The organism is Enterococcus sp. DIV2385 (assembly GCF_051711925.1).
GTDB classification, from domain to species: domain Bacteria; phylum Bacillota; class Bacilli; order Lactobacillales; family Enterococcaceae; genus Enterococcus; species Enterococcus faecalis.
Genome location: NZ_JBIONV010000001.1, coordinates 1,501,530 through 1,525,230 on the forward strand (window position 1 = coordinate 1,501,530; position 23,701 = coordinate 1,525,230).

23 protein-coding genes and 2 pseudogenes are annotated in these 23,701 nt (G+C 37.6%); 4 read left to right on the forward strand and 21 right to left on the reverse strand.

Annotated features, from left to right (window positions below; genetic code table 11):
- Positions 1-16: 16 nt before the first annotated feature.
- The 5 genes and pseudogenes from pyrR to IGM04_RS07400 all read right to left on the reverse strand — a co-directional run bounded on the left by pyrR (position 17) and on the right by IGM04_RS07400 (position 4,748).
- Positions 17-556: a bifunctional pyr operon transcriptional regulator/uracil phosphoribosyltransferase PyrR gene (gene pyrR / locus IGM04_RS07380; protein WP_301280621.1), complete on the reverse strand. Its 540-nt coding sequence runs from the start codon at positions 554-556 to the stop codon at positions 17-19.
- 338 nt (positions 557-894) lie between these two features.
- Positions 895-1,800 (reverse strand): RluA family pseudouridine synthase, encoded by a 906-nt coding sequence (locus tag IGM04_RS07385; RefSeq protein ID WP_086317916.1) that lies wholly within the window; start codon positions 1,798-1,800, stop codon positions 895-897.
- Positions 1,787-2,263, reverse strand: coding sequence for a signal peptidase II (gene lspA, locus IGM04_RS07390; protein ID WP_002360174.1), 477 nt, complete (start codon positions 2,261-2,263; stop codon positions 1,787-1,789). The genes IGM04_RS07385 and lspA overlap by 14 nt, the downstream gene beginning before the upstream one ends.
- Before the next feature lie 5 nt (positions 2,264-2,268).
- Positions 2,269-2,973, reverse strand: a pseudogene (locus IGM04_RS07395) (CBS domain-containing protein).
- Between the two features lie 104 nt (positions 2,974-3,077).
- Complete coding sequence (locus IGM04_RS07400) at positions 3,078-4,748, reverse strand: formate--tetrahydrofolate ligase (protein ID WP_010824697.1); 1,671 nt, start codon at positions 4,746-4,748, stop codon at positions 3,078-3,080.
- A gap of 178 nt (positions 4,749-4,926) precedes the next feature.
- On the opposite strand from IGM04_RS07400, the gene IGM04_RS07405 reads away from it, so the two are divergent.
- Positions 4,927-5,133 carry a cold-shock protein gene (locus IGM04_RS07405; protein ID WP_002357404.1) on the forward strand — a complete coding sequence of 69 codons (207 nt, stop codon included), beginning with the start codon at positions 4,927-4,929 and terminating at the stop codon, positions 5,131-5,133.
- A 104-nt stretch (positions 5,134-5,237) separates the two neighbouring features.
- On the opposite strand, the gene IGM04_RS07410 is transcribed toward IGM04_RS07405, so the two are convergent.
- Complete coding sequence (locus IGM04_RS07410; RefSeq protein ID WP_002357403.1) at positions 5,238-5,699, reverse strand: EbsA family protein; 462 nt, start codon at positions 5,697-5,699, stop codon at positions 5,238-5,240.
- A gap of 99 nt (positions 5,700-5,798) precedes the next feature.
- On the opposite strand from IGM04_RS07410, the gene IGM04_RS07415 reads away from it, so the two are divergent.
- Complete coding sequence (locus tag IGM04_RS07415; protein ID WP_086317917.1) at positions 5,799-6,206, forward strand: ribonuclease HI family protein; 408 nt, start codon at positions 5,799-5,801, stop codon at positions 6,204-6,206.
- A gap of 124 nt (positions 6,207-6,330) precedes the next feature.
- Here IGM04_RS07415 and ybaK read toward each other — a convergent pair whose 3' ends face one another.
- The 10 genes and pseudogenes from ybaK to tyrS all read right to left on the reverse strand — a co-directional run bounded on the left by ybaK (position 6,331) and on the right by tyrS (position 15,382).
- Positions 6,331-6,846, reverse strand: a complete 516-nt coding sequence (gene ybaK / locus IGM04_RS07420) for a Cys-tRNA(Pro) deacylase (RefSeq protein ID WP_002397353.1) — start codon at positions 6,844-6,846, stop codon at positions 6,331-6,333.
- Complete coding sequence (gene aroD, locus IGM04_RS07425) at positions 6,843-7,604, reverse strand: type I 3-dehydroquinate dehydratase (protein WP_080113882.1); 762 nt, start codon at positions 7,602-7,604, stop codon at positions 6,843-6,845. The genes ybaK and aroD overlap by 4 nt, the downstream gene beginning before the upstream one ends.
- A gap of 155 nt (positions 7,605-7,759) precedes the next feature.
- Positions 7,760-9,544 carry an ABC transporter ATP-binding protein gene (locus IGM04_RS07430; RefSeq protein ID WP_033917925.1) on the reverse strand — a complete coding sequence of 595 codons (1,785 nt, stop codon included), beginning with the start codon at positions 9,542-9,544 and terminating at the stop codon, positions 7,760-7,762.
- Positions 9,544-11,295, reverse strand: a complete 1,752-nt coding sequence (locus IGM04_RS07435; protein ID WP_086317918.1) for an ABC transporter ATP-binding protein — start codon at positions 11,293-11,295, stop codon at positions 9,544-9,546. Before IGM04_RS07435 ends, IGM04_RS07430 begins: the two co-directional genes overlap by 1 nt.
- 197 nt (positions 11,296-11,492) lie before the next feature.
- On the reverse strand, positions 11,493-11,711 hold the full coding sequence (locus IGM04_RS07440; protein WP_002357397.1) for a YneF family protein: 219 nt from the start codon (positions 11,709-11,711) through the stop codon (positions 11,493-11,495).
- 193 nt (positions 11,712-11,904) lie between these two features.
- Complete coding sequence (locus IGM04_RS07445; RefSeq protein ID WP_002357396.1) at positions 11,905-12,798, reverse strand: deoxyribonuclease IV; 894 nt, start codon at positions 12,796-12,798, stop codon at positions 11,905-11,907.
- A gap of 10 nt (positions 12,799-12,808) precedes the next feature.
- Positions 12,809-13,276: a DUF1801 domain-containing protein gene (locus tag IGM04_RS07450; RefSeq protein WP_002369299.1), complete on the reverse strand. Its 468-nt coding sequence runs from the start codon at positions 13,274-13,276 to the stop codon at positions 12,809-12,811.
- Positions 13,276-13,938 (reverse strand): YdeI/OmpD-associated family protein, encoded by a 663-nt coding sequence (locus tag IGM04_RS07455; RefSeq protein WP_002371904.1) that lies wholly within the window; start codon positions 13,936-13,938, stop codon positions 13,276-13,278. Before IGM04_RS07455 ends, IGM04_RS07450 begins: the two co-directional genes overlap by 1 nt.
- Positions 13,935-14,115: pseudogene (locus IGM04_RS07460) on the reverse strand (hypothetical protein). The gene IGM04_RS07455 and the pseudogene IGM04_RS07460 overlap by 4 nt, the downstream one beginning before the upstream one ends.
- 4 nt (positions 14,116-14,119) lie before the next feature.
- Positions 14,120-15,382 (reverse strand): tyrosine--tRNA ligase, encoded by a 1,263-nt coding sequence (gene tyrS / locus IGM04_RS07465; RefSeq protein ID WP_002357324.1) that lies wholly within the window; start codon positions 15,380-15,382, stop codon positions 14,120-14,122.
- A gap of 184 nt (positions 15,383-15,566) precedes the next feature.
- On the opposite strand from tyrS, the gene IGM04_RS07470 reads away from it, so the two are divergent.
- Positions 15,567-17,972, forward strand: coding sequence for a transglycosylase domain-containing protein (locus IGM04_RS07470; protein WP_086317919.1), 2,406 nt, complete (start codon positions 15,567-15,569; stop codon positions 17,970-17,972).
- 104 nt (positions 17,973-18,076) lie between these two features.
- On the opposite strand, the gene ccpA is transcribed toward IGM04_RS07470, so the two are convergent.
- Complete coding sequence (gene ccpA / locus IGM04_RS07475; RefSeq protein ID WP_002357319.1) at positions 18,077-19,078, reverse strand: catabolite control protein A; 1,002 nt, start codon at positions 19,076-19,078, stop codon at positions 18,077-18,079.
- Between the two features lie 214 nt (positions 19,079-19,292).
- On the opposite strand from ccpA, the gene IGM04_RS07480 reads away from it, so the two are divergent.
- On the forward strand, positions 19,293-20,396 hold the full coding sequence (locus IGM04_RS07480; protein WP_002361926.1) for an aminopeptidase P family protein: 1,104 nt from the start codon (positions 19,293-19,295) through the stop codon (positions 20,394-20,396).
- Positions 20,397-20,516: 120 nt separating this feature from the next.
- Here IGM04_RS07480 and IGM04_RS07485 read toward each other — a convergent pair whose 3' ends face one another.
- From IGM04_RS07485 to IGM04_RS07500, 4 genes are all read right to left on the reverse strand, one after another.
- Entirely contained in the window at positions 20,517-21,104 is a 588-nt protein-coding gene (locus IGM04_RS07485; protein ID WP_002381831.1) for a YtxH domain-containing protein, read from the reverse strand.
- Positions 21,105-21,119: 15 nt separating this feature from the next.
- Complete coding sequence (locus tag IGM04_RS07490; RefSeq protein WP_002357316.1) at positions 21,120-21,551, reverse strand: DUF948 domain-containing protein; 432 nt, start codon at positions 21,549-21,551, stop codon at positions 21,120-21,122.
- Positions 21,552-21,728: 177 nt separating this feature from the next.
- On the reverse strand, positions 21,729-22,625 hold the full coding sequence (gene galU, locus IGM04_RS07495; protein ID WP_002357314.1) for a UTP--glucose-1-phosphate uridylyltransferase GalU: 897 nt from the start codon (positions 22,623-22,625) through the stop codon (positions 21,729-21,731).
- A gap of 11 nt (positions 22,626-22,636) precedes the next feature.
- Positions 22,637-23,659, reverse strand: coding sequence for an NAD(P)H-dependent glycerol-3-phosphate dehydrogenase (locus IGM04_RS07500; protein WP_086317920.1), 1,023 nt, complete (start codon positions 23,657-23,659; stop codon positions 22,637-22,639).
- Positions 23,660-23,701: the final 42 nt, after the last annotated feature.

Genomic DNA, 23,701 nt, shown 5'->3' on the forward strand with positions numbered 1-23,701 from the left:
CGTTGTTCACTCCTTTTTATTCGTTTCCTTTACTGATCATAATACGATCTGCACCGTCGCGCTCTTCCATTTCCACAATAATTTCCTCAGTTTTTGATGTTGGAATATTTTTTCCTACATAATCGGCACGAATCGGTAGTTCCCGATGTCCACGATCTACTAAGACTGCTAAAGAGATTTTTCTCGGACGACCTAAATCCATAACAGCGTCCATCGCAGCACGAATGGTCCGGCCAGTGTACAAGACATCATCCACTAAAATAACTTCTTTACCTTCAATTGAGACTGGTACGTCAGAAGAATGTAATTCAGGTTCCTCCATATCTTTCACATCATCACGATACAAAGTAATATCTAATTCACCAACTGGCACGTCAATATCTTCTAATTGTTTTAAGCGTTCGGCTAGACGTTGTGCAATGTATATCCCACGCGTTTTAATTCCTACTAAAACAATGTCTTGAATTCCTTTGTTTCTTTCAATAATTTCATACGAGATTCGAGTAAGCGCTCGTTTCATTGTGACTGCGTCAACAACTTCTTTCTTTGGCATAATAATTTCCTCCTCATTTCTTTTTTATCTACGTCCTCGCTGTCTTGGGGTCAGCGATTCTTCCTTCAATTGAGCAGCTGAAAAATAAGTGGATTTTTATTGAAATTGTCCTGTTATTTTTTCCAACAAAAAATCCTCCTACCCGTATGAGGATAGGAGGATGTTGGTTACAGTTTAAAAAGGTACAAGGGTACCATGTAGCCCACACAACTTACTAACTAAGCGCACCTAGTGTTCTTTTGCATGATTCCTTCTTAGCCTCACGGGACTAAACTTAAAGGTTACAGTTATTTAGTTATTTTTCTTCTTAAAAAAGAGTTTACCTCTTCTTCAGAAAAAAATCAATGATTATTTCTTAATTGGTGTAAAGTTTTTTCAAAAACTTCTGGTAAAGGTGCTTCAAAGACTAATTGCTCACCTGTAGTAGGATGTGTAAAGCCTAATAACTTCGCATGTAAAAATTGTCCATTGCCAGGCAATGTTTTTTTCGGTCCATATAATGGATCTCCAGCTAATGGATAACCGATATATTTCATGTGAACACGGATTTGATGTGTCCGGCCTGTTTCTAGTTGTAATTCAACTAAGGTAAATGCATCAAAACGCTCTAAAACAGTAAAATGCGTGACTGCTTCTTTACCGCCTTCAATGACCGCTTGCATTTTGCGGTCAACCTTGGAACGACCAATAGGCGCATTTATCTCTGCCTTATCGTGAGGAATAACACCGTGGACCAAGGCAACGTATTTACGTAACGATGTTTTTTCTTTTAGCTGTTTCGCTAATGATTCATGGGCTTGATCATTTTTAGCCACCATCAATAGCCCCGAAGTATCTTTATCAATTCGATGAACAATTCCGGGTCGCACCACATCATTAATCGCCGATAAGTGATCCGCATGATGAAGTAACGCGTTCACTAATGTACCCTTGGGATGCCCTGCCGAAGGATGAACGACCATGCCTTGAGGTTTGTTGACAACAATCACATCATTGTCTTCATAAACAATGGTCAAAGGAATATCCTCTGCTACCATATCTAGAACTTCTGGTTCAGGAATTGTTACAACAATTTCATCGCCTGCTGTAACTTTGTAATTTGCGCGGACCGTTTCACCGTTAACTGTTACGTGTTTTTCTTTTAACCATTGTTGAATTTGCGAGCGGGAATGATTGGGTAAATGTTCACTTAATACTTTGTCAATCCGGCCTTTTTCTGTTTGAATCGTTACGTTAATTTGTTCCATTTTTGCCTTCCTTTGCTGCTTTTTCATCTAAAATCAAATAAATAAATATACAAATAACGCCGACCACTAACGTACTATCTGCAACATTAAAAATAGGAAAATTCATAAAATCCGTTTGGAGCATGTCCACCACGTAGCCTAAACGTACACGATCAATAAAATTCCCAATGGCACCTGCTAAGACAAAAGATAAACCTACAGAATACCAGATACTTTTTTTATAATTCTTAATTAATAAATAAATAATCACGACACTAACAATTACTGTGATGACATAAAAGAATATCATCTTTCCTTCTAATAAGCTCCAAGCAGCTCCGGTATTTCTTAAATGGGTCAGCGACAAAAATCCAGGAATGAATTCTTTTGTTTCACCCAAAGAAATGTTTTGGACCGTCAAATATTTGCTCCATTGGTCAAGCCCTACTAATAAGGCACTGATTAAAAAATATACTACTAACAATCGCGTCATTCCTTTTCTCTATGAATACTTGCTAAATCTCTTGGTCGAACAATGCCTACTAACTCACCATTAGGATGGCCACTTTTACTAATAAGCACAGCTTCTAAGCGTGGCTGCTCCCGAAACATTTGTTCAACTTCAAAAACGGTTGCTTCAATTGAAACAAATTGATAGTTGCTGCGTTTATAATTTGATGCCAACAATTCTCGCACCGTTCGGTTGGCAATGTGAACTTCGCCTTTGGTGCTCTCAATGGCAAACTATACACCAATCCCTCGAACCGTGATTAATCCTTTAAATACACCTTTTTCATAAATCGGAAATTGAGAATATTGTTTTTTTGCAATAATCGTTAATAACGTTTCTAAAGAAGTGGTGATTTCAAAAGCTGTAACACGTTTCGCAAATTTAGGCACTACTTTTTCTGGTTTTGTTAAAGCTTGTTCAATCGTTTCAATTCGTTGAACTGCCCATTCGTTTGGCTCTGCAATTACAAAATCATCAGCAATTCGCTCATGAACGATGGCATTTCTTAACTGAGCCATTTGAAGCAAATCCTCTTCAAATTGAGCAATCTGTCCTTTTTCTTTTCGGGAAAGACGTCTTGTCATTTCACTGAATCCCATGTTGACAGGATTGTTCAGTCTCTCTCTCATCCACTTTTCAATGCGATTAAAGTGTGCTAAAAATGTATCTGCTCGTTCCCCCATAGTCGTTGCTCCTTATAATAAACTACGCAATAAATTTCCGTCATCATTTTTTATTGAGCTACTTTCAAGTATATACTAAAAATAGGTCTCAGGAAAGAGCGGCTTTAAAAGAGACCGCTCGCTTGACCCGTTTCGTCCACATCCATATTTAACGCAGCAGGAACTTTCGGCAAGCCAGGCATCGTTAAAATATCACCCGTTAACGCCACGATAAACCCTGCACCGATTTTTGGAACTAGTTCACGAATCGTAATAGTAAATCCTTCTGGCCGTCCTAATTTTTGAGGATCGTCAGAAAGTGAATACTGTGTCTTCGCCATGCAGATTGGTAATTGATCCCAACCATTTTTTGTAAAGTCTGCGATTTGTTTTTGCGCTTTCGGAGAAAAAATCGCCTGTTCCCCGCCGTAAATCGTTTGTACAATGGCTTGAATTTTTTCTTCAATAGTTTGGCGAGGATTATATAAAGGTTGAAACTGTTTTGTATTGGCTTCAATCTCTGCTACTACTGTTTCCGCTAGATTCGTGCCACCTGCGCCACCTTGCGCCCAAACACTTGTTAACTCGACGGGCACGCCTAACGCTTGGCAAGCTTCTTTCAACAGTTGAATTTCCTTCTCTGTATCCTGTGTAAACTCATTAATTGCAACAACTACTGGTACATCATAACGTTGCATGTTTTGAATATGTTTTTCTAAGTTGGTAAAGCCTTTTTGTAACGCTGGTAAATTTTCTTCTGCTAACTGATCTTTCGCCAAACCGCCATGCATTTTCAACGCGCGAATCGTTGCCACAATCACAACGGCATCGGGTGCTTTTCCTAAAGAAGGTACTTTAATATCTAAAAATTTTTCGCCACCCAAGTCACCACCAAAACCCGCTTCTGTTACGACATAATCCCCTAGATGCAAAGCCGTTTTTGTCGCTAAAATACTGTTACATCCATGAGCGATATTGGCAAAAGGACCACCGTGAACAAAAGCTGGAGTTCCTTCAATCGTTTGAACTAAATTAGGTTTTAAGGCGTCTTTTAATAATAAAGTCAGGGCACCTGCCACGTTTAAATCTTTAACCGTCACCGGCTCTCTTTGGTCATTATAGGCGACAATAATCCGACTTAAGCGTTCTTTTAAGTCCGTTAAATTTTGCGCTAAACAAAGAATCGCCATAATTTCGCTTGCCACAGTAATATCGAAACCGTCTTCTCTTGGTACACCTTGGAAAGGACCGCCTAAACCAACAACGACCTGTCTGAGCGCACGATCATTTAGATCCACTGCCCGTTTCCAAATCACCCGCCGAGAATCAATCTTTAATTCATTTCCTTGCTGTAAATGATTATCTAGTAACGCAGCTAAGGCATTATTGGCTGTCGTAATCGCATGCATATCACCAGTAAAATGCAAATTGATTTCTTCCATTGGTAATACTTGTGCGTAACCGCCACCTGTTGCGCCACCTTTAATCCCCATCACAGGACCTAATGATGGTTCTCTTAGGGCAATAACTGTTTTTTTATTGATTTGATTTAATGCATCTCCTAAACCAATGGTCACGGTTGACTTTCCTTCTCCTGCTGGCGTTGGATTAATCGACGTAACGAGGATTAATTTACCTTCTGGTTGCGCTTCTAAGGATTGAAGCGTTGGAAAATCTATTTTCGCTTTGTATTTCCCATAAAGTTCTAGCGAATCTTCTGAAAGACCGATTGTTTCGGCAATCTCTTGAATAGGTTTTAATGTTGCTGCTTGTGCAATGTTAATATCTGTCTTCATAACGGACCCCTTTTCAATTCTTTATCGTCTTTGTGACACATTGTTTCTTTTAAATTATAGCTTGTATTGAATAGAATGGCTAGAATAACCTTTTTTAAACAACCCAACCATTGACGTTTGGTAGCCTTTTCTCGTATAATGAAAGTGTCTTTACAAATCTAAAAGGAGCGTGAATTGGATGCAAAAAGGAATTGTCAAATGGTTCGATAACAGAAAAGGTTATGGTTTTATCGTTTACAACGAAGAAGATGAGATTTTTGTCCACTTCACTGCTATAGAAGGTGACGGATTCAAATCACTTGATGAGAATCAATCTGTAGAGTTCGAGATAATGGAAGGCAATCGTGGGCTACAAGCAGCACATGTCAAAAAAATAGATAACTAAAAAAGCTGAACCATCAACGCTTTGCTCCAAAAAGTAAGTAAACGTAGCGTTTGTTTCAGCTGATTCTTTTAAGATTTTGAGAGTGGGTCACCAGTCGTTTCGACTTATGACTCACTCTTGTTTTTTTCTTCTTTTTTATGAAGGCCCAAAGAATGATCTTCTGCTACCTTCAATTCAGGCTTTTTTACCTTAAGTGCCTCAAGAAATAACGGAATCGTTTTCTTTTTCATTAAAAAGACTTTTGAGCCTTCCTTAAATTCTGAGGAAAAAATTTCGATGCTTTTTTCATTGTAGGTTACTTTTTCTATCTGAGAAAGCGGAAGTGCTTTTTTGCGAAACCACAAAACATCTCTGACAATTAAAGATGTTTCTGTCATGTTAAAAGACCGCGCAATTCCTAGATAAGCAAACACAAAAAATGGAACCATCACCAGATTACTAATCAAGTAAGGACCATTATTTTCCAATGCTAAAATTAAACTAATAAATAATATACAAAATGTGCAAGACCAGTAAATAATTGTTGATGCTAATTCTGGCTGCCAATAAAATTTCTGTTTTTTCATAAAGTGCCCTCACTACTTCTGGATCAACGCCGCTAAATTTAATATGTTATAATAGTAACATACTTTTTTTAAGAACAAAAAGAAATTAGGAGTAATTTTATGTTAAGAATTTATGTAGATGCTGCAACAAAAGGCAATCCAGGTGAATCTGGCGGCGGTATCGTTTACCTCACCGACCAATCGCGGCAACAATTGCATGTGCCTTTAGGCATTGTTAGTAATCACGAAGCCGAATTTAAAGTGCTGATTGAAGCTTTAAAACAAGCGATTGCCAATGAAGACAATCAACAAACCGTTCTTCTCCACTCAGATAGTAAAATTGTTGTCCAAACAATTGAAAAAAACTATGCTAAAAATGAAAAGTACCAGCCTTATTTAGCAGAATATCAACAACTAGAAAAGAATTTTCCTTTGCTCTTAATCAAATGGCTACCTGAAAGTCAAAACAAAGCGGCCGATATGCTTGCACGGCAAGCATTACAAAAATTTTATCCCAATATAAAGTAGCACTGTTTACTTAATACTTTTCCTTTATTAATTTGATAGTTAAGCGTGGAGCAAAAATCACTAGGGATTTTTGCTCCACGCTTAAAAACAGATAAACGGTTCTGTCTCGACTTCTTATAGCCACTTATTCTTTTGTCGTTATTTCCGCAAATTGCCCATTGGTTAGCGAAAGGATTGCTTCAGGCGCTAATTCAATTTGCATGCCACGTTTGCCTGCAGAAACAATAATTGCAGAATATTGTTGAGCTTCTTCAGCCAAATAGGTGGGAAATTGTTTTTTCATCCCAATTGGTGAACAGCCCCCACGAATATAGCCTGTGGTTGCTTCTAAATCTTTTAAGTGAAGCATTTCTACCTTTTTGTTGCCACTAGCTTTCGCTAATTTTTTCAAATCTAATTCTTGATTACCAGGAATGACAGCCACGACTGGACCTGTTTTATTACCTACTGTAACCAAGGTTTTAAAAATTCGCCCTTTGTCAATACCTAAACTTTCAGCGACACTTTCTGCACTTAAATGATCTTCACTCCAAGCGAATTCATATTCTTTATATGGTACTTTATGTTGTTCTACCATGCGCATCGCATTCGTTTTTTGTTGTGTTTTTTTCTTTGCCACTTTTTTCACCTTCTGAATCACTTGTTTTGTTCGAATGTCTTTAAATAATTTCTTAATACTTGTACGGATAGTTGGCCTGGTGCAGACGCTTGCTGGGCGGAGCCAAAAGTTAGTGCCGATCCGAACAGTTGACCTGTTACGCGACTAATCATCCCTAACTGTCCCATTGACATAGTAACGATTGGGACGGATGCATAATGGGTGTACATTTCATTGGTTGCTGAAAGTAACGTAAGTACATCTGTCGCATCTTGTGGCATCACAGCTATTTTACAAATATCCGCCTGACGCATTTGCATTTGGCGTAACCGCGCGACAATCTCCTCTTGCGACGGTGTTTTCTGAAAGTCGTGATTACAGAGAACAATTTTAATCCCCGCCTTTTTAGCTTCATGAATTAACGTATCTGCCGCCAGTGGATTCGTAAATAATTCAATATCCAATAAATCCAACGCACCCTTTTTCACTAATTCATGATACAAAGCAAAATAATTTTCCTCGGAAAAAGCCATTTCGCCACCTTCTTTTTGTGTACGAAAAGTTAACAATAACGGTTTTTGCCCCAACCGTTCCATCACTTGTTGTGAAAGATTACATACATCGGAAAAATCAGCGACATTTTCATAATAGTCTAAACGCCATTCCACCAAATCACAATCTAGTGTTTGGCTCGCCGTTGCTTCGGCCAAAATATCCTCGGCTGTTGGAGCAACAATGGGCACCACAATTTTGGGATTCCCTTCACCTATTCGCACATTTTTGACTATAACTGGCTTCACAGTTCCACCTAACTTCCTCGTTTGTTTTTCTCTCTTCATATCATACCATTTCTCTTTTTTTTTGCAATTTAAAGAGCTACAAAGACACCTAGAATTAGGAATTTCCTAACACTAAATGCCTTTGTTTGAGTTATTTAACTCTTTCTGTTGTTACGTTAAACTTCCGTACTTTGTAACTGATACATATCCGCATAAAGGCCACCTTCTGCCAGTAACGTTTCGTGCGTTCCTCGTTCTACAATCTGCCCTTTGTCTAAAACTAAAATCAAGTTTGCATCACGAATCGTCGAAAGGCGATGCGCAATCGCAATTGTCGTTCTCCCTTGACGCATTTTGGCTAATCCTTCTTGAATCAATCCTTCTGTTTCTGTATCAATATTAGCGGTTGCTTCATCTAAAACTAAAATTTTGGGATCAGTCACAATCGTTCGTGCAAACGAAATTAATTGACGTTGTCCGCTAGAATAACTCGCTCCTCGTTCAATGACTTTCGCATGATAGGTATTGGGTAACGTGTGAATAAATTTATCCGCCTGTACAAATTCCGCAGCCTGTTTAATTTGTTCATCTGTGATAGTTGGATTCAGTAAACGGATATTTCCAGCAATATCTCCATAAAACATGAAAGCGTCCTGTAATACTAAGCCCATCTTTTCCCGTAATTCTGTCATGGGAAAATCACGAATATCACGATCATCAATTAAAATCTGCCCTTCATAAAATTCATAGAAACGCATGAGTACATTAATAATTGAACTTTTACCACTTCCTGTATGACCGACTAAAGCGACGGTTTCCCCGGGATTTGCGACAAAGCTAATATTTTTCAATACTTCGTTTTTGCCGTCATAAGAAAAAGTAACATTGCGAAATTCAATTTTCCCGCGAATAATTTCCCCATTCGCACCTACTGATTGTTGCGGCGTTAATTCTTCCGTATCCATAATTTTCAAAATACGGCTACCTGCGACAATCCCATCTGTAAAGATACTTAGGAAGTCCATCATTTGTGTCATCGGATTAAAAAAAGCTTGGACATACGTTACAAAAGCATAAATCATCCCCGCTTCTACAGGAGAATGTAAAGCATCGATGCCAAACATAGTTAAGGCCAATGCAATCGCCAACGTATACAACAAATTAATGATGGGACTTAATAATAACGAATTCATACGAATCATTGCTACACGTGTTTTTAAATAATCATCATTGGTTTCCTCAAATTCTTTTTCCAAACGCTTTTCTTGGCGAAATTGTTGAATGATTTGCATACCAGAGATGTATTCATTTAGTTTGGTGTTTAATTGACTTAATTTTTCCCGCATACTGCGATATAATTTTGAACTAAATTTTTGGTAATACCAAATCACAACTAATAAAATTGGCAAGAAAATTAGACAATAAAATGAGATTTCTGGACTGAGTTGAAACATTGCAAAAAATGACGAGATTACGGCAAAAATTCCTGTAATCACCATTAAGAATACATACCAGAATTCAAACAATGTTTCTGTGTCATTTGTAACACGAGACACCGTCGAACCCGCTGGTGTTTGATCAAAATAACGCATACCTAAAGTGTGTAATTTTTCAAATAATTTCACTCGTATATATTGATACGTTTTTAAAGAAGCCATCGAATACAAATACCATTGGAAAAACCAAACAATACTTTTGACAATGACACCAAAAAAATAAATAGCAGCAAAAGTTAGAATCACTTGCATTGTAGCAGTTTTAGGCGTTAAATAATTATCCATAAAAACTTGAATGACTCTAGGCAAAAGAATATTGATAATTGATAAGCCAAATGCAAAGAGAATAGCTGTGTAAAACATGCGTCGAAACGGTTTGGCAAAACGAAACAAACGCTGAACAATCGTTAATTGTTCTTTCAGCGGTAACTCTCTGGACCATTCGGATTGATACTTTTCTTCCATTAACTCTCACTCCCTTCAATTTTCGCTTCTAATTGCTGTTTTTCCCACATCCGCTGATACCAACCCTTCTCAGCCAGTAACTCTGGATGCGTCCCCCGTTCAATAATTTTCCCTTCATCCAACACTAAGATTTCTTTTGCATGCATGACACTACTTAAACGATGCGCTGTAATAATAGTGGTTTTTTCTTGGCGCGTTTCTTTTAGATTTGATAAAATCGCCTCTTCAGTCTTCGCATCGACTGCAGATAAGGCATCGTCTAAAATTAACAATTCTGGTTCAACAATCAAGGCCCGTGCAATAGAAATCCGTTGTTTTTGTCCTCCAGAAAGCGAAACGCCACGTTCCCCAACCATTGTGTCATAGCCTTCAGGGAATGCTTTAATTTCTTGGTTAATAAATGCTAATGCTGCCGCTTGTTCAACTGCTGCTTGTTCCAAGTGTGGTTTAGCAAAACGAATGTTATCTCGTACCGTCATGGAAAAGAGAAAATGGTCCTGTGGCACGTAACCCATTGCACCCATCAATGCATCTAATGTGTAATTTTTAATGTCATGTTTTCCAAAGGAAATCGTTCCTTGGTATTGGTCATATTCACGCATCAACAACTTCAAAATAGTGGTTTTACCAGCGCCTGTTTTGCCAACAATCCCCAAGGTTTCTCCTTCTTGCAACGAAAATTGGATATTTTCCAATGCCACCGTCTCTTCTTTTGGATAAGAAAAAGAATCAATCTTCATTGAAATTGTTCCTTGCGCCATTGTTTTGATGGCATCTTTTCGTTCGATAATATGCGTTTTTTCATGTAATAATTCGTTCACACGATCGTAACTAGCATTCCCACGTTCTAACACATTAAATAAGCGCCCAATTGCAAACATTGGCCAAACTAGCATCCCAATATAGGCAATGAAAGAGACCAACTGACCTAAACTAATCGTTCCTTCCATGATGAAACGACCACCAATAATAATTGTCAAAACATAAGAAACACCAATAATCAGCGTAATAAACGGATCAAACAGTGCATCTAAAAAGTTCGTTCGTTTATTTTTGACGATAGCATCATCAATTTTCTCTGTAAAATCAGCAAGATCTTCTTTTTCTTGCCCAAATGTTTTAATGACTTTAATTCCAGTGATACTTTCTTGTGTTTTATCATTAATCGCTGAAAAAGCAGCTTGTGAATCTCGAAAGGCATCATGCAACTTAGAACCTAGAACTCGTGAGGTGACCGCTAATAAAGGCAGCGGTAATAAAGCAATTAATGTTAAGCGCCAATCGACAAATAGAACCATTGCGATAATCGTTGTTCCTCCCGTAATCACAGAGTCAGCAAATGTTAAAATCCCAGCTCCAGCCACATTTTGGATGGCATTTAAATCATTGGTTGCATGCGCCATCAAGTCACCTGTCCGATATTTCTGATAAAAGATGCTATCCATTTTTGTGAAATGATGAAATAATTGAGTCCGTAGCTCTTTTTCCAAACGAGCGGCACTCCCCCAAATATGCATCCGCCAAATATAGCGAAAAAGATATTGGGCAAGCCCAGCACCAATCAAGAGTACAATCCACACGATAATTTTCGTTAAGCGAATTTCTTTGTTAACGATTTCATCTACAACGACGCCAATAACTTTGGGCGGGACTAATTGAACAAGAGCGACCATCATTAATGAGAAAACCCCAATAATATAACTTTTTTTCTCTTGCTTAAAAAACCAGCCTAATTTTTTGAATATGGACATTCAGTTGTCCCTCCTTTTACTTTGTTGTTCTACGAAGACTACTTTCGAGCTAGAAGGTTTCTTCGTTATTGTTGTTTTTGATTAAACGTCTCGCTCTTTTCCTCCTAGATTATCCTATTCTCCCGCAAAACAACAAAAAAACGGACTGAAAATCAGCCCGTTTTTACACTTATTCATGATTACCTGAATAACCTTTACTATTTTCCTTGGTTTTTCATTTGTTGCATCATTTGTCTAACCTTTTTCTCTGACGGTTTTTGACCCATTGATGCCATCATCATGCGTAACATATCCTCATTAACGGGAGGATTTTTTTTGAAATAATCTTGCATATATTTGCGTGCAAGGAAAAAGCCCCCTGCAGCGCCTACTAATAAAGCGATTACTGCGATTAATACTACCCAACCTGTTGCCATTGAAACTCTCTCCTCTCCGTATAGTTTTGCTCTCAATGAATTATTTTACTAGAAATAGCAAAAAAAGAAAAGTTCTTTTTGCGGGATTTCTCTTAAATAATGAAAAAAGTCTGATTTTTTTGCAAAATAGTGATTAAAAGTCAAAAATATACGCTCTTAAATGTCAATAGGACCTTTAAGAGCGATTGTTGCTTTAGTTTTGTCCTTGAATTTTTTCTAATAATTCTGGATCAAATGTTTGATTTTTTAACATCGCAATTTCAAAGCCGTAAGGGGCCTTTTTATTTTTTTTGTCTTCTCCGACATAAGGTGTTTCTAAAATTTTTGGTAAAGCAGTTAATTTTTCATGGTGAACCACACCGTTTAAAGCTTCAAAACCAATAGTGCCAAAGCCAATATTGGCATGACGATCTTTATGTGAGCCCATAGGATTTTTAGAATCATTCACATGAATAACTTTTAAACGATCCAATCCGATAATTTTATCAAATTCAACTAATACGCCATCAAAATCATCTTTTACATTATAACCTGCATCATTAATGTGGCAAGTATCCAGAGTGACAGAAAGTTTATCATTCAGCGTAACTCCGTCAATAATCGCAGCTAGTTCGTCAAATGTACGGCCGATTTCGGTCCCTTTACCAGCCATTGTTTCTAAAGCGATTTGAGGGATTTGCTCTTTCCACAAGACTTCGTTTAGACCTTTAACAATTTGTTTGATGCCGGCTTCTGGACCTGCGCCAACATGCGCACCTGGGTGTAACGTGATTTGCGTTGCTCCCAACGCTTGTGCTCGCTCAATTTCTTGTCGCAAAAAGTCTACGGCAAAACCGAAATTTTCCGTTTTAATTGTATTGCCTAAATTAATAATATACGGGGCATGAACGACGATATTACTTAAATTGTGTTCCTTCATAAACGCTTGCCCAGCTTCAATATTCATTTCTTCAATCGGTTTCCGGCGCGTGTTTTGTGGCGCACCTGTATAAATCATAAAGGTTGTTGAGCCATAACTAGCCGCTTCCTCGGCAGAGCCTAATAGCATTTTCTTGCCACTCATACTAACGTGTGATCCTAATAACATGTGGTTCCTCCTAATAATTCTTCTTTTTCTTTTGGTAGTGTTGATACTGTTGCAGCCATTCTTCAAGCGTGATTTTTGTTACTAATTCGCCAATTAGTTCATAGGGTATTCGCTTCGGATTAGTGAAGCGAAGACAACTTTTCCCCATGTTTAGCTTTGTTGACACTTGTTCCTGATAGGCTTCTTGAAACCAACTTCGGACGGCTTCATTTCCCATTAATCCCATGTGATATAAAGCTACTTGCCTTTTAGTAGCGCCTAAGCTGATAAATGGTAACGGTTCATCACCACGGTTAAGATAGCCTTCTGGAAATACTGAAAGCGGCACAACAAAGGTTGGCATGCCATATTGCATTGTTAATTCAAATCCTGCTGGCAAATTTTGCGAAACGACATCTAATACTTGCTGATAAGCAATTCGCCAGTTTGGTTCAACTGTTTCGATGTATGCTGTAACTGTTTCAATTGACTGCGCCATTATTTCTTCCTTTGCTGATAAAGCGCTTTGGTTTTATAGCCTTCTTTTAAAATGACTAACATTTCAGTTTGCCGCTTTTTCCGTGTCTCCGCTCGCTTTGCACTAAATACATACCGCGCCCACTCTTTTTGATAACCAGGCGTTAATGCAGCGAATGTCGCTGCAGCAGCTGGTTCTGTTTGTACCAACGCTTCAATTTCTGGTAAATATTGAACATAATCCCCAACAGCAGAACTGGTCTGATTCTTCGCTGGCTTTTTAAGAACATTCTTCATGCCGACAACCGTAAAAGTCTCATCTAAACTAACCATGCGATTAAATTTTAAGGTTGAGCCTTTAATATACCCATCTGCCTCGTTTACTTGTAATGTTGGAAAAATTTCATCTCGGTGGACAAAGGTTGGATACATTTTATTGCCTTTTTTCGGATAAGCCACATATAACAACCCATTTTCTACTAAATGTTGACCTTCAATCACCATTGAAACAATCTCTTGAAATTCCGCCATCGTTTTCACAAATGCAAAAATCAGCTCAACTGGTTCTGAGGGTAATTGCTGCGCGGCTGAAGCAAATTCAGATAGATACTCTCCCTGTGGTCTATTTAAAATAACTAGTTGCTGATACTTCGTTAAGTTTAACTTTTCAACAATTGATTTCATAACCTACTCCTTATAGCGACTGCACTTTTTATTCTAGCATAGCACAAGTTATCTGTAATTGAATATGCCCAATAGTAAAAAAGAGTTTTTTTGTAACAGAATTAATCCCAATTTATCTTTTTTAAAAGCGAAAGCTTGGAACCTGTTGTCTAAACGACCTTCGTCCCAAGCTTTCATTTTTTTAGTATTTTAACAAGAAATATTTTTTCTTACCGCGACGAATCACAGTAAATTGTCCTTCGATTTTATCAGTTTCTGTCAATTCAGCTGCTAAATCTTGTCTACGTTCTCCATTGACGTAAATCGCTCCATTTTGAACATCTTCACGGGCTTGACGTTTGGATGGTTCTATTTTTGAGGTAACTAATAAGTCGACTAAACTTAATTGATCCTCTGGTTGCACCTCATACGTTGGTACATCTTTAAAGCCTTGTTTAATTTCTTCTGCTGTTAAGCTTTGGATATCCCCGCTGAATAAAGCTTCTGAAATTTTAACCGCTTGATGATAGGCTGCTTCACCGTGGACTAAAGTAGTCACTTCTTTGGCTAACGCTTTTTGCGCAGCACGTTGACCTGGGTTCGCTGTAAATTCTTCTTCAATTGTTGCAATTTCATCCAATGTTAAGAAAGTAAAGTATTTCAAGAATTTCACGACATCACGATCATCTGTGTTAATCCAGAATTGATAAAATTCATATGGCGAAGTTTTTTCCGCATCTAGCCAAACTGCGTTTCCTTCTGTTTTACCAAATTTGGTACCATCTGCTTTTGTAATTAAAGGCATAGTTAAGCCAAATCCTTGAACTTCTTGTTCTCGGCGTAATAATTCAATCCCTGAAGTAATGTTTCCCCATTGATCACTGCCGCCTAATTGCAATAAACAGCCTTCTGTTTCGTACAATTTCAAGAAATCATACGCTTGTAATAATTGATACGCAAATTCAGTATAAGAAATTCCTGTTTCGATTCGGCGTTTCACGCTTTCTTTACTCATCATATAGTTAATTGTAAAATTTTTTCCAACATCACGTAAGAAATCAATTAACGAAAGTTCTCCAAGCCAATCATAGTTATTTGCTAGAATCGCTGGATTTTTTTCATCTTCAAAATCGATAAAACGTGACAACTGGCCCTTAATACTTTCAGACCAAGCTTTCACTGTATCAAGTGTGTTTAAACTACGTTCTGCATCTTTGAATGATGGATCACCAATCATGCCTGTTCCGCCACCAACTAAAGCAATGGGCACATGACCATTTTGTTGGAAACGACGTAACATAAGAATTGGCAGTAGATGCCCGATGTGTAAACTGTCTGCCGTTGGATCAAAGCCGATATATAATTTAACAGATTCTTCATTTAATTGTTTTTGTAAGGCTTCTTCATCTGTGACTTGGTAGACCAACCCACGGGCTTTTAATTCTTCAAAAAAAGCTGAATTCATGATTTTCCTCCTATAGTAAAACATAATAATAGATCAAATTCCCCTATTCATAGTAACCGATTCTGTCACACTTGAAAAGTCAAAAAATGAGATTTCCCTATTTTCTCTTAAGTTTTTTCAACAAAAAATGGCAATTGGTGTAGAAACTATTCATAGAAGCTTTTTTTTGCTATAATAACACAGAATGTATCATTTTATTGAGGTGAAGCTTTTGAAAAATAATTCAAGTAACAATAAGCAAAAACCAACGACCTCTTCTGGCGGCAATGTCTTTTTACTTATTTTAAATGTCATTATTCGCGTTTTTCAGTCATTAGTGGTTTTTGGGGTTATTCTGATTGTCTTAGGTGGCTCTCTTGGCTTAGGTATTGGAATGGGCTATTTTGCTTTTCTAGTTGAAGATACACAGCCCCCAACGAAGGAAGAATTGCAAAAAGAAATCAGTGATATTACCGAAGTTTCAAAAATGACTTACGCAGATGGTACTCCGATTGCTAACATCAAATCAGATTTAATTCGGACACGAATTAATGGCGATCAAATGTCTCCATTGCTAAAAAAAGCCATTATTTCAACAGAAGATGAATATTTTGAAGAACATCATGGGGTGGTACCAAAAGCGCTAGTTCGAGCGTTGATTTCTGATGCGACAGGTATCGGCGGTTCTTCTGGTGGTTCAACATTGACTCAGCAATTGGTCAAGCAACAGATTTTAACTGACGAAACGACTTTTAAACGGAAAGCCAACGAAATTTTATTAGCTTTACGTATTGAAAAATACTTTTCTAAGGACGAAATCGTGACAACTTATCTAAATGTCTCCCCTTTTGGTCGTAATAACAAAGGTGAAAATATTGCAGGCGTGGAAGAAGCAGCCAAAGGACTCTTTGGTAAAAGTGCCAAGGACTTGAATCTTCCTCAAGCGGCCTTTATCGCAGGACTTCCCCAAAGTCCCATTGTTTACACGCCCTATACTAACACTGGTGCCTTGAAAGACGATTTGTCTTTAGGAATGAAGAGAAAAGATTTTGTTCTTTTCAGTATGTACCGAGAAAAAGCTATTTCACAAAAGGAATATGAAGAAGCCAAATCTTACGACTTGAAAAAAGACTTTTTACCAACTGAACAGGCCAATGTCAATACAGAAGGCTATCTATACTATACGGTGTTAGATAAAGCAGTTGAGATTGTCATGGATTTAGATATGAAAAAAGCTAAAGTTAATCGTGATGATTTAGATCAAGTTGGTTTAGATCAATATGAAGAACAAGCACGTCACGAAATCCAGTCGCAAGGCTATACAATCCAATCGACCATTGATCAGAATATTTACAACACGATGCAAACCGCTGTCGCAAATTATGGTTATTTGCTTGATGATGGCACTGCAGATGTCAATGGGAATACAATGATTGAAACTGGCAATATTTTAATGGATAACGCTACCGGTCGTATCCTTGGTTTTATCGGCGGCAGAAACTTCGATATTAATCAAAACAACCATGCCTTTAATGCCGATCGTCAAGTTGGTTCTACGATTAAACCAATTTCTGTCTATGGTCCTGCGATTGATCAAGGACTCATTGGTTCTGAAAGTCGTCTGGCCAACTACCCAACGACTTATGCTGATGGTCGTGAATTTGTGAACTCAACAACTGTGGATTTAAATCAATTCGTGACTGTTCGGAATGCCTTGAATTGGTCTTTCAATATCCCTGTCGTTCATGTTAATAATGAGCTAAGGAAAAAAATGGGTGATGATAATTTTTCTTATAATCACTACTTAAGTAAAATGAACTATCCAGCTTCAGATGCTTGGGCTTACGAATCTGCACCTTTGGGTCCAGTAGAAACAAATGTTGTAACTCAAACAAACGGTTTCCAAGCACTTGCTAACAAAGGCAAATATCAAAAAGCCTACATGATTGAAAAAATTACAGACAATAGCGGACATGTGGTCTACGAACACAAAGATGAAGGAACGCAAGTTTATTCACCGGCGACCGCTTCTATTATGAATGACTTGTTGCGTTCAGTGGTGGATTCTGCGAATACGACAAAATTCAAACCAACGTTAGCTGGCTTGAATCCTCATTTAGCCAGTGCTGATTGGGTCGGAAAAACTGGGACAACTGATGAGTTTAAAGATTCATGGCTGATTGTCTCTACTCCAACTGTGACACTAAGTTCTTGGACGGGACATGATCTACCAGCGCCAATGACGACGACCAGCGGCGACAATAACGGGAATTATATGGCGAACTTAGCTAATGCGCTGTACTATGCGAATCCAGAATTGTTTGGCATTGGTCAAAAATTTGAATTAGATCCAAGTGTCATTAAATCAAAAGTTTCTGAATTTACTGGTGAAAAGCCTGGCTCAATTACCTATAATGGTGCCAAGTTCAATACACCTGGCAAAACAACGACTTCATACTATGCCAAAGATGGTGCACCACAAAGTACCTATAAATTTGGGATCGGTGGAACAGACAGCAATTACGCTTCTTACTGGGGAAATCTTGCTCCACGTGCCACTACAAATAATAACAACAATAAAAACAACGATAATAAAAAGAATGATAATTAACTCGCTAAAATGAGCCAGAAAAATACGTTTTCTGGCTCATTTTCAGGTATCAAAAAAAGGCTAAACTAAGAGTTACCGCTCTTTGTTTAGCCTTTTAATTCAATTTATTTTGTTGAACCTTTTTGATCAATTCCATAAGGTAAAACAACTGTTTTTTCTTCAATTTCTTCTTTGTTCATTAGTTTTGTTAATAAGCGCATTGACACGGCACCGATATCATATAAAGGTTGTGTAATACTTGATAGACGTGGACGAGAGACTTCTGTAAGCAATGAGTTATTGCTTGTAATGATTTCAAATTCTTCTGGAACTTTCACACCAGCATCTAGCATCCCATCTAATAAACCAATCGCTAGCTCATCGTCTGTAACAAAGGCAGCAGTTGCCCCACTATTACGGACACGCTCAGCCAAATTAATACCTGCTTTAAATTTATATTCAGATTCAAAAACTAAGCCTTCATTATAAGACAAGCCATTTTCCGCTAAGGCTTCTTTGTAGCCTTTCATTCGGTTTTGACCATTAATTGGATCGATTAATGCACCACTAACAAAAGCAATTTTTTTGTTCCCATTTTTCGCTAAAGTCGCTGTTGCATCTTTCGTTGCTTCTGTGTAATCAATATTAACGCTACCGACTTGTTCATCTGGATCAATTGAACCTGCTAAGACAACAGGTGTTTTTGAACGTGAAAATTCACCACGAATATCATCTGTAATGCGATGACCCATAAAGATAATCCCATCTACTTGCTTGGCAAGTAAATTGTTCAATACAGTAACTTCTTTTTGATCGTCTCCATCTGAATTAGCTAAAATGATATTATATTTATACATTGTAGCCACATCGTCAATGCCACGTGCTAATGAAGCAAAAAATGCATTACTAACATCTGGAATAATAACACCCACTGTTGTCGTTTTTTTACTTGCTAAACCACGTGCGACTGCGTTAGGACGGTAATCTAAGCGATCAATCACTTCTAAGACTTTTTTACGCGTTGCTGGTTTTACATTGGGATTACCATTGACAACACGAGAAACAGTAGCCATAGATACATTTGCCTCTCTAGCAACATCATAAATTGTAATTGTTTGTTTTTCCATGTTTCTTCTCCTATAAATATGAATTTGTTCTCATTTTCTGAAAACACTGTTTACATTTCTTTCCTAGCCTAGAATATCAAAATTCTTCTATTTTTGCAACCGTTTTATCGTTTTTTCATGAAAATTTACTTTCCATTTCAAAAGGAACTTTTTGTCATTTCATGTTATGATAGTACTGTGATTCACTTCAGAATAAAAGAAAGAAGGATGTTTTATGAATCAAGAAAAAATTGCCGATTTAAAAAATTGGATGCACCAAGAAAAGATTGACTTCACTTATATTAGTGATCCTGGTCATATCGCTTACTTTTCTGGTTACGAAAGCGAACCTCATGAACGCGTGTTAGCTTTGTTTATCGCTGCGGACGACCAATCATTTTTATTTACACCTGCATTAGAAGTCGAAGATGCCGAAAAGAGTAGTTGGACTTATCCCGTTTATGGTTATTTAGATAGCGAAAATCCTTGGGAAAAAATTGCGGCTTTATTAAATAAACGGACACAAGGCACGCCACGCTTTGCTTTAGAAAAACAAGCTCTTTCTTTAGCTCGTTTTGATCAATTGAAAACCTATTTTCCAGCTAGCGATTTTTCGCATGATGTTACGCCTTTAATTGAAAAACTTCAATTAATTAAAACAGAACCTGAAATTCAACGTTTACTAGAAGCTGGTAGTTGGGCTGATGTCGCTTTTGAGATTGGCTTCAAAGCAATTCAAGCAGGCGTTGCGGAACAAGAAATTGTTGCAGAAATCGAGTATCAATTAAAACGTCAAGGTATTCGCTCAATGAGTTTTGATACGTTAGTCTTAACAGGAAAAAACGGAGCTAGTCCTCACGGGGTACCTGGCGAAACAAAAATTGAGCCCCATGACTTAGTGTTATTTGATTTAGGTGTCGTTCATAATGGCTATTGTAGTGATGCCACACGAACAGTCAGCTACTTGGAACCTTCTGATTTCCAAAAAGAAATTTATGGAATTGTTTTAGAAGCACAATTAGCAGCAACTGAAGCAGTGAAACCTGGTGTTACAGCAGGCGAATTAGATGATATTGCTCGAGGTGTAATCACAAAAGCTGGTTATGGTGAATACTTTAACCATCGCTTAGGCCATGGCATTGGAACCACTGTCCATGAATACCCATCGCTGGTTCATGGCAATGATTTAGTCATTGAAGAAGGTATGTGTTTCTCTATTGAGCCCGGTATTTACATTCCTGGAAAAGTAGGCGTTCGTATTGAAGATTGTTTACACGTAACAAAAACAGGCTCCGAACCATTCACTAAGACAACCAAAGAATTGCAAATTATTCAATAGCATAAAAATAAAATGAGGCCATCAGTCAACCGGACTGATGGCCTCATTTCTAAATTTTAAGGTAAGCCGCTGAACAAAAGCAACACGATCCGTTGCTAACTTTCATAAGCTAAACGCTTGTTACCCTTTAAATTCTTTTTTTACGTCTTTCGCTGCATCTTTAACATCTTCTTTTGCTTCTGCAGCTTTTTCAGGAACATCTTTGGTGGTTTCTTTTGCTTCATCGACACCAGCAGAAACAGTTTCTTTGGCCGCTGCCGCAGAATCTTTAACGTCAATATAGATATCTTCTGCTGCATCTTCGGCAATTTCACCTAAATCTTCTGCGTGATCTTGAGCATCGTCAGCTGCTTTTTTAAATTGATCAGATAAATCACCTGTTTGTTTTTTAAAGTTATCAAGCATGTCGCCAGAAACACCTTGTGCCTTATCTAATGAATCTTTTGTTTTTTCTTTGACAGAACCTGCCAAATCAGAGGCTTGATCTGATAAAACGCCGGCTTTTTGTTTTGCGATTTCTGTTAATTCTGTTCCTTTTTGAACAGCATAATCTGTGTAATCTTGCGCTTTGTTTTTTAAATCATCTGTTTGATTTGATAAATCATCACGTAATTCTTTACCTGATTTTGGTGCAAGTAATAATGCGGCAACGGCTGCTGCTGTTCCACCAATTACTGCTCCTAAGAAAAATCCGCCTTTTTTAGCCATAAAAATCTCCTCCAATTAGTTATTTGTTTTTTTATTTTTTGAACGCATTGCTCTAAAAGCAGAACCGCCTACTTTACTCACTAAACCAGCTTTCGCTGTGCCTTTCCCTACGGTTCCTACCTTTGTAATCAAATGTTTACTTGAGGTGTTCAATTCAGAGACACTTTCGCTTAAATCAGCAACGGCCGTAAACAACGGATCAATCGTTGCCACTTTTTGATTCACATCTGTTAATAGTTCATTGCTTTTAACAAGCAAGCCTTCCACTTGGCGACTCAATACATTCACATCGCTAGTCACGACTTTGATTGTTGTATTTGTTTCATCAATTGTATCTTCAATTTTTGAAACAACTTGAGAAACTTTATATAACACAAGTACTAAAAAGATGACTAAAACAACAAATGCTACCGCTGCAATTAAGGCAGCAATTTCCCCACCTGACATATCATTACTCCCCTCTGAAATTTTATTTATAATCTTAGGATAACACCAACTTATATTTTTCACAACTCATAAAGCTAAGAATGACAATTTATTTTATAAAATTCTCATGCCCTTTTCTTTAAGAAAATAAGCGTAAAATTTCCTTCTAACGAATTGAAATTTTACGCTTATTTTTATTTATTTTTCTTTTGGTTGCTCTTTTTTCGCTAATTGAGCACCTAAATTAATAATGTATTCTCGTAAATTATCTTTTACTTCTGGATGAGTCAAACCATATTCAATGCTTGTTTTCATAAACCCAAATTTATCGCCAACGTCGTAACGTTCTCCTTTAAACTCACGAGCAAAAACGCGTTGTGTTTTATTTAAAGTGTCAATCGCATCTGTTAACTGAATTTCGTTACCAGCTCCTGGTTTTTGATTTTCAAGTACATCAAAAATTTCAGGGGTTAATAAATAACGGCCGATAATCGCTAAATCACTTGGTGCTTCCTCGGGTTTTGGTTTTTCAACAAAATTCTCGACATTGTATAGTCCTTTTTCGATTTCTTTTTCTGGGTTGATAATACCATATTTTGAAGTATCTTCATGGGGTACTTTCATTACCGCAATTGTCGAAGCATGTGTTTGTTCGTAATCATCCATTAATTGTTTCGTTAATGGCACTTTATCTTCCATTAAATCGTCGCCTAACATCACGACAAAAGGTTCATTGCCAACAAATGCTTTCGCTTGTAAAACAGCGTGTCCTAAGCCTTTCGGATGGGATTGACGAATAAAATGTAAATTAACATCCGTTGTTTCTTCGACTAATTTCAATAAATCGGTTTTATTTTTTTCTTTTAAGTTATTTTCTAGTTCAACATTTGAATCGAAATGATCTTCAATCGGACGTTTGGCTTTGCCTGTCACAATTAAAATATCTTCGATTCCTGAAGCTAGTGCTTCTTCTACAATAAATTGAATCGTTGGTTTATCAACAATCGGCAACATTTCTTTTGCCATCGCTTTAGTAGCCGGCAAGAAACGTGTTCCTAACCCAGCTGCTGGAATAACTGCCTTTTTAACTTTCATCTTTTTTCCTCCTAAAAATCAAGTGTAAATTCGTTTTCGGTTTTGCCATCGCGCAACATGATTTCTTTTGCTGCTTGTTGTACATCTTCGTCATTGTACAAGACATTGTAGATTGTTTCTGTGATTGGCATTTCGACTTCTAATTGTTGTGCCAATTCATAGGCTGCTTTAGTTGTTGAAACACCTTCCACAATCATGCCCATGTTTTCTAAGACTTCATCTAACTTATGGCCTTTTCCTAATAAATTACCCGCACGCCAATTTCGAGAATGGACACTTGTACAAGTAACAATTAAATCCCCAACACCACTTAAACCAATAAATGTTAATGGGTTTGCTCCCATCGCAACCCCTAAACGACTAATTTCTGCTAAACCACGAGTCATAATTGCCGCTTTGGCATTATCACCAAAGCCTAAGCCATGAATCGCTCCGGCGCCCAAAGCAATAATATTTTTTAAGGCCGCCCCTGTTTCTACACCAATCACATCATCATTCGTATAAATTCTAAAGTAATCATTCATAAACAACTCTTGCACATACACAGCGTCTGCTAAATTTTCGCTTGCTGCTGTAATGGTTGTAATGTCATGAACAGCGACTTCTTCTGCATGGCTTGGACCAGATAAAACCACAATCCCTTGCCGTTTTTCTGCTGGAATCTCTTCCGCTATCACTTCTGAAATCCGCTTATGTGTAACTTGTTCGAGCCCTTTACTTGCATGAATAATAATTGGTTTTGTTTTTAAATGTTGGGCCACTTCTTGTGCTACTGAACGAATGGCTTTAGTTGGTACCACAAACAGTACCGCATCCACATCTACTAAAGCAGTAGCTAAATCAGTGGTTGCCTGAATTGAAGTAGGTAAGATTAATTCTGGTAAATAATGTTTGTTGGTATATTTTGTATTTATTTCATCGATTTGCTCTGGTTTATTTCCCCAAATACAGACCTCGTGTCCATTTTCGGCTAATACTTGAGCTAAAGCTGTCCCCCAGGAACCTGGACCTAAAACAGCGACTTTTTGTTTCATCGGTGAAACTCTCCTTTCGCTAAACAACGTTACTTCTTTAGT

Bases quoted from the DNA above. Each gene is read 5' to 3' on its own strand.
- IGM04_RS07385 (WP_086317916.1), bottom strand. From the start codon at position 1,800: ATGGAACAAATTAACGTAACGATTCAAACAGAAAAAGGCCGGATTGAC.
- IGM04_RS07400 (WP_010824697.1), bottom strand. From the start codon at position 4,748: ATGAAGACAGATATTAACATTGCACAAGCAGCAACATTAAAACCTATT.
- IGM04_RS07405 (WP_002357404.1), top strand. From the start codon at position 4,927: ATGCAAAAAGGAATTGTCAAATGGTTCGATAACAGAAAAGGTTATGGT.
- IGM04_RS07410 (WP_002357403.1), bottom strand. From the start codon at position 5,699: ATGAAAAAACAGAAATTTTATTGGCAGCCAGAATTAGCATCAACAATT.
- IGM04_RS07415 (WP_086317917.1), top strand. From the start codon at position 5,799: ATGTTAAGAATTTATGTAGATGCTGCAACAAAAGGCAATCCAGGTGAA.
- IGM04_RS07430 (WP_033917925.1), bottom strand. From the start codon at position 9,544: ATGGAAGAAAAGTATCAATCCGAATGGTCCAGAGAGTTACCGCTGAAA.
- IGM04_RS07435 (WP_086317918.1), bottom strand. From the start codon at position 11,295: ATGTCCATATTCAAAAAATTAGGCTGGTTTTTTAAGCAAGAGAAAAAA.
- IGM04_RS07440 (WP_002357397.1), bottom strand. From the start codon at position 11,711: ATGGCAACAGGTTGGGTAGTATTAATCGCAGTAATCGCTTTATTAGTA.
- IGM04_RS07445 (WP_002357396.1), bottom strand. From the start codon at position 12,798: ATGTTATTAGGATCACACGTTAGTATGAGTGGCAAGAAAATGCTATTA.
- IGM04_RS07450 (WP_002369299.1), bottom strand. From the start codon at position 13,276: ATGGCGCAGTCAATTGAAACAGTTACAGCATACATCGAAACAGTTGAA.
- IGM04_RS07455 (WP_002371904.1), bottom strand. From the start codon at position 13,938: ATGAAATCAATTGTTGAAAAGTTAAACTTAACGAAGTATCAGCAACTA.
- tyrS (WP_002357324.1), bottom strand. From the start codon at position 15,382: ATGAATTCAGCTTTTTTTGAAGAATTAAAAGCCCGTGGGTTGGTCTAC.
- IGM04_RS07470 (WP_086317919.1), top strand. From the start codon at position 15,567: ATGTATCATTTTATTGAGGTGAAGCTTTTGAAAAATAATTCAAGTAAC.
- ccpA (WP_002357319.1), bottom strand. From the start codon at position 19,078: ATGGAAAAACAAACAATTACAATTTATGATGTTGCTAGAGAGGCAAAT.
- IGM04_RS07480 (WP_002361926.1), top strand. From the start codon at position 19,293: ATGAATCAAGAAAAAATTGCCGATTTAAAAAATTGGATGCACCAAGAA.
- IGM04_RS07485 (WP_002381831.1), bottom strand. From the start codon at position 21,104: ATGGCTAAAAAAGGCGGATTTTTCTTAGGAGCAGTAATTGGTGGAACA.
- IGM04_RS07490 (WP_002357316.1), bottom strand. From the start codon at position 21,551: ATGTCAGGTGGGGAAATTGCTGCCTTAATTGCAGCGGTAGCATTTGTT.
- galU (WP_002357314.1), bottom strand. From the start codon at position 22,625: ATGAAAGTTAAAAAGGCAGTTATTCCAGCAGCTGGGTTAGGAACACGT.
- IGM04_RS07500 (WP_086317920.1), bottom strand. From the start codon at position 23,659: ATGAAACAAAAAGTCGCTGTTTTAGGTCCAGGTTCCTGGGGGACAGCT.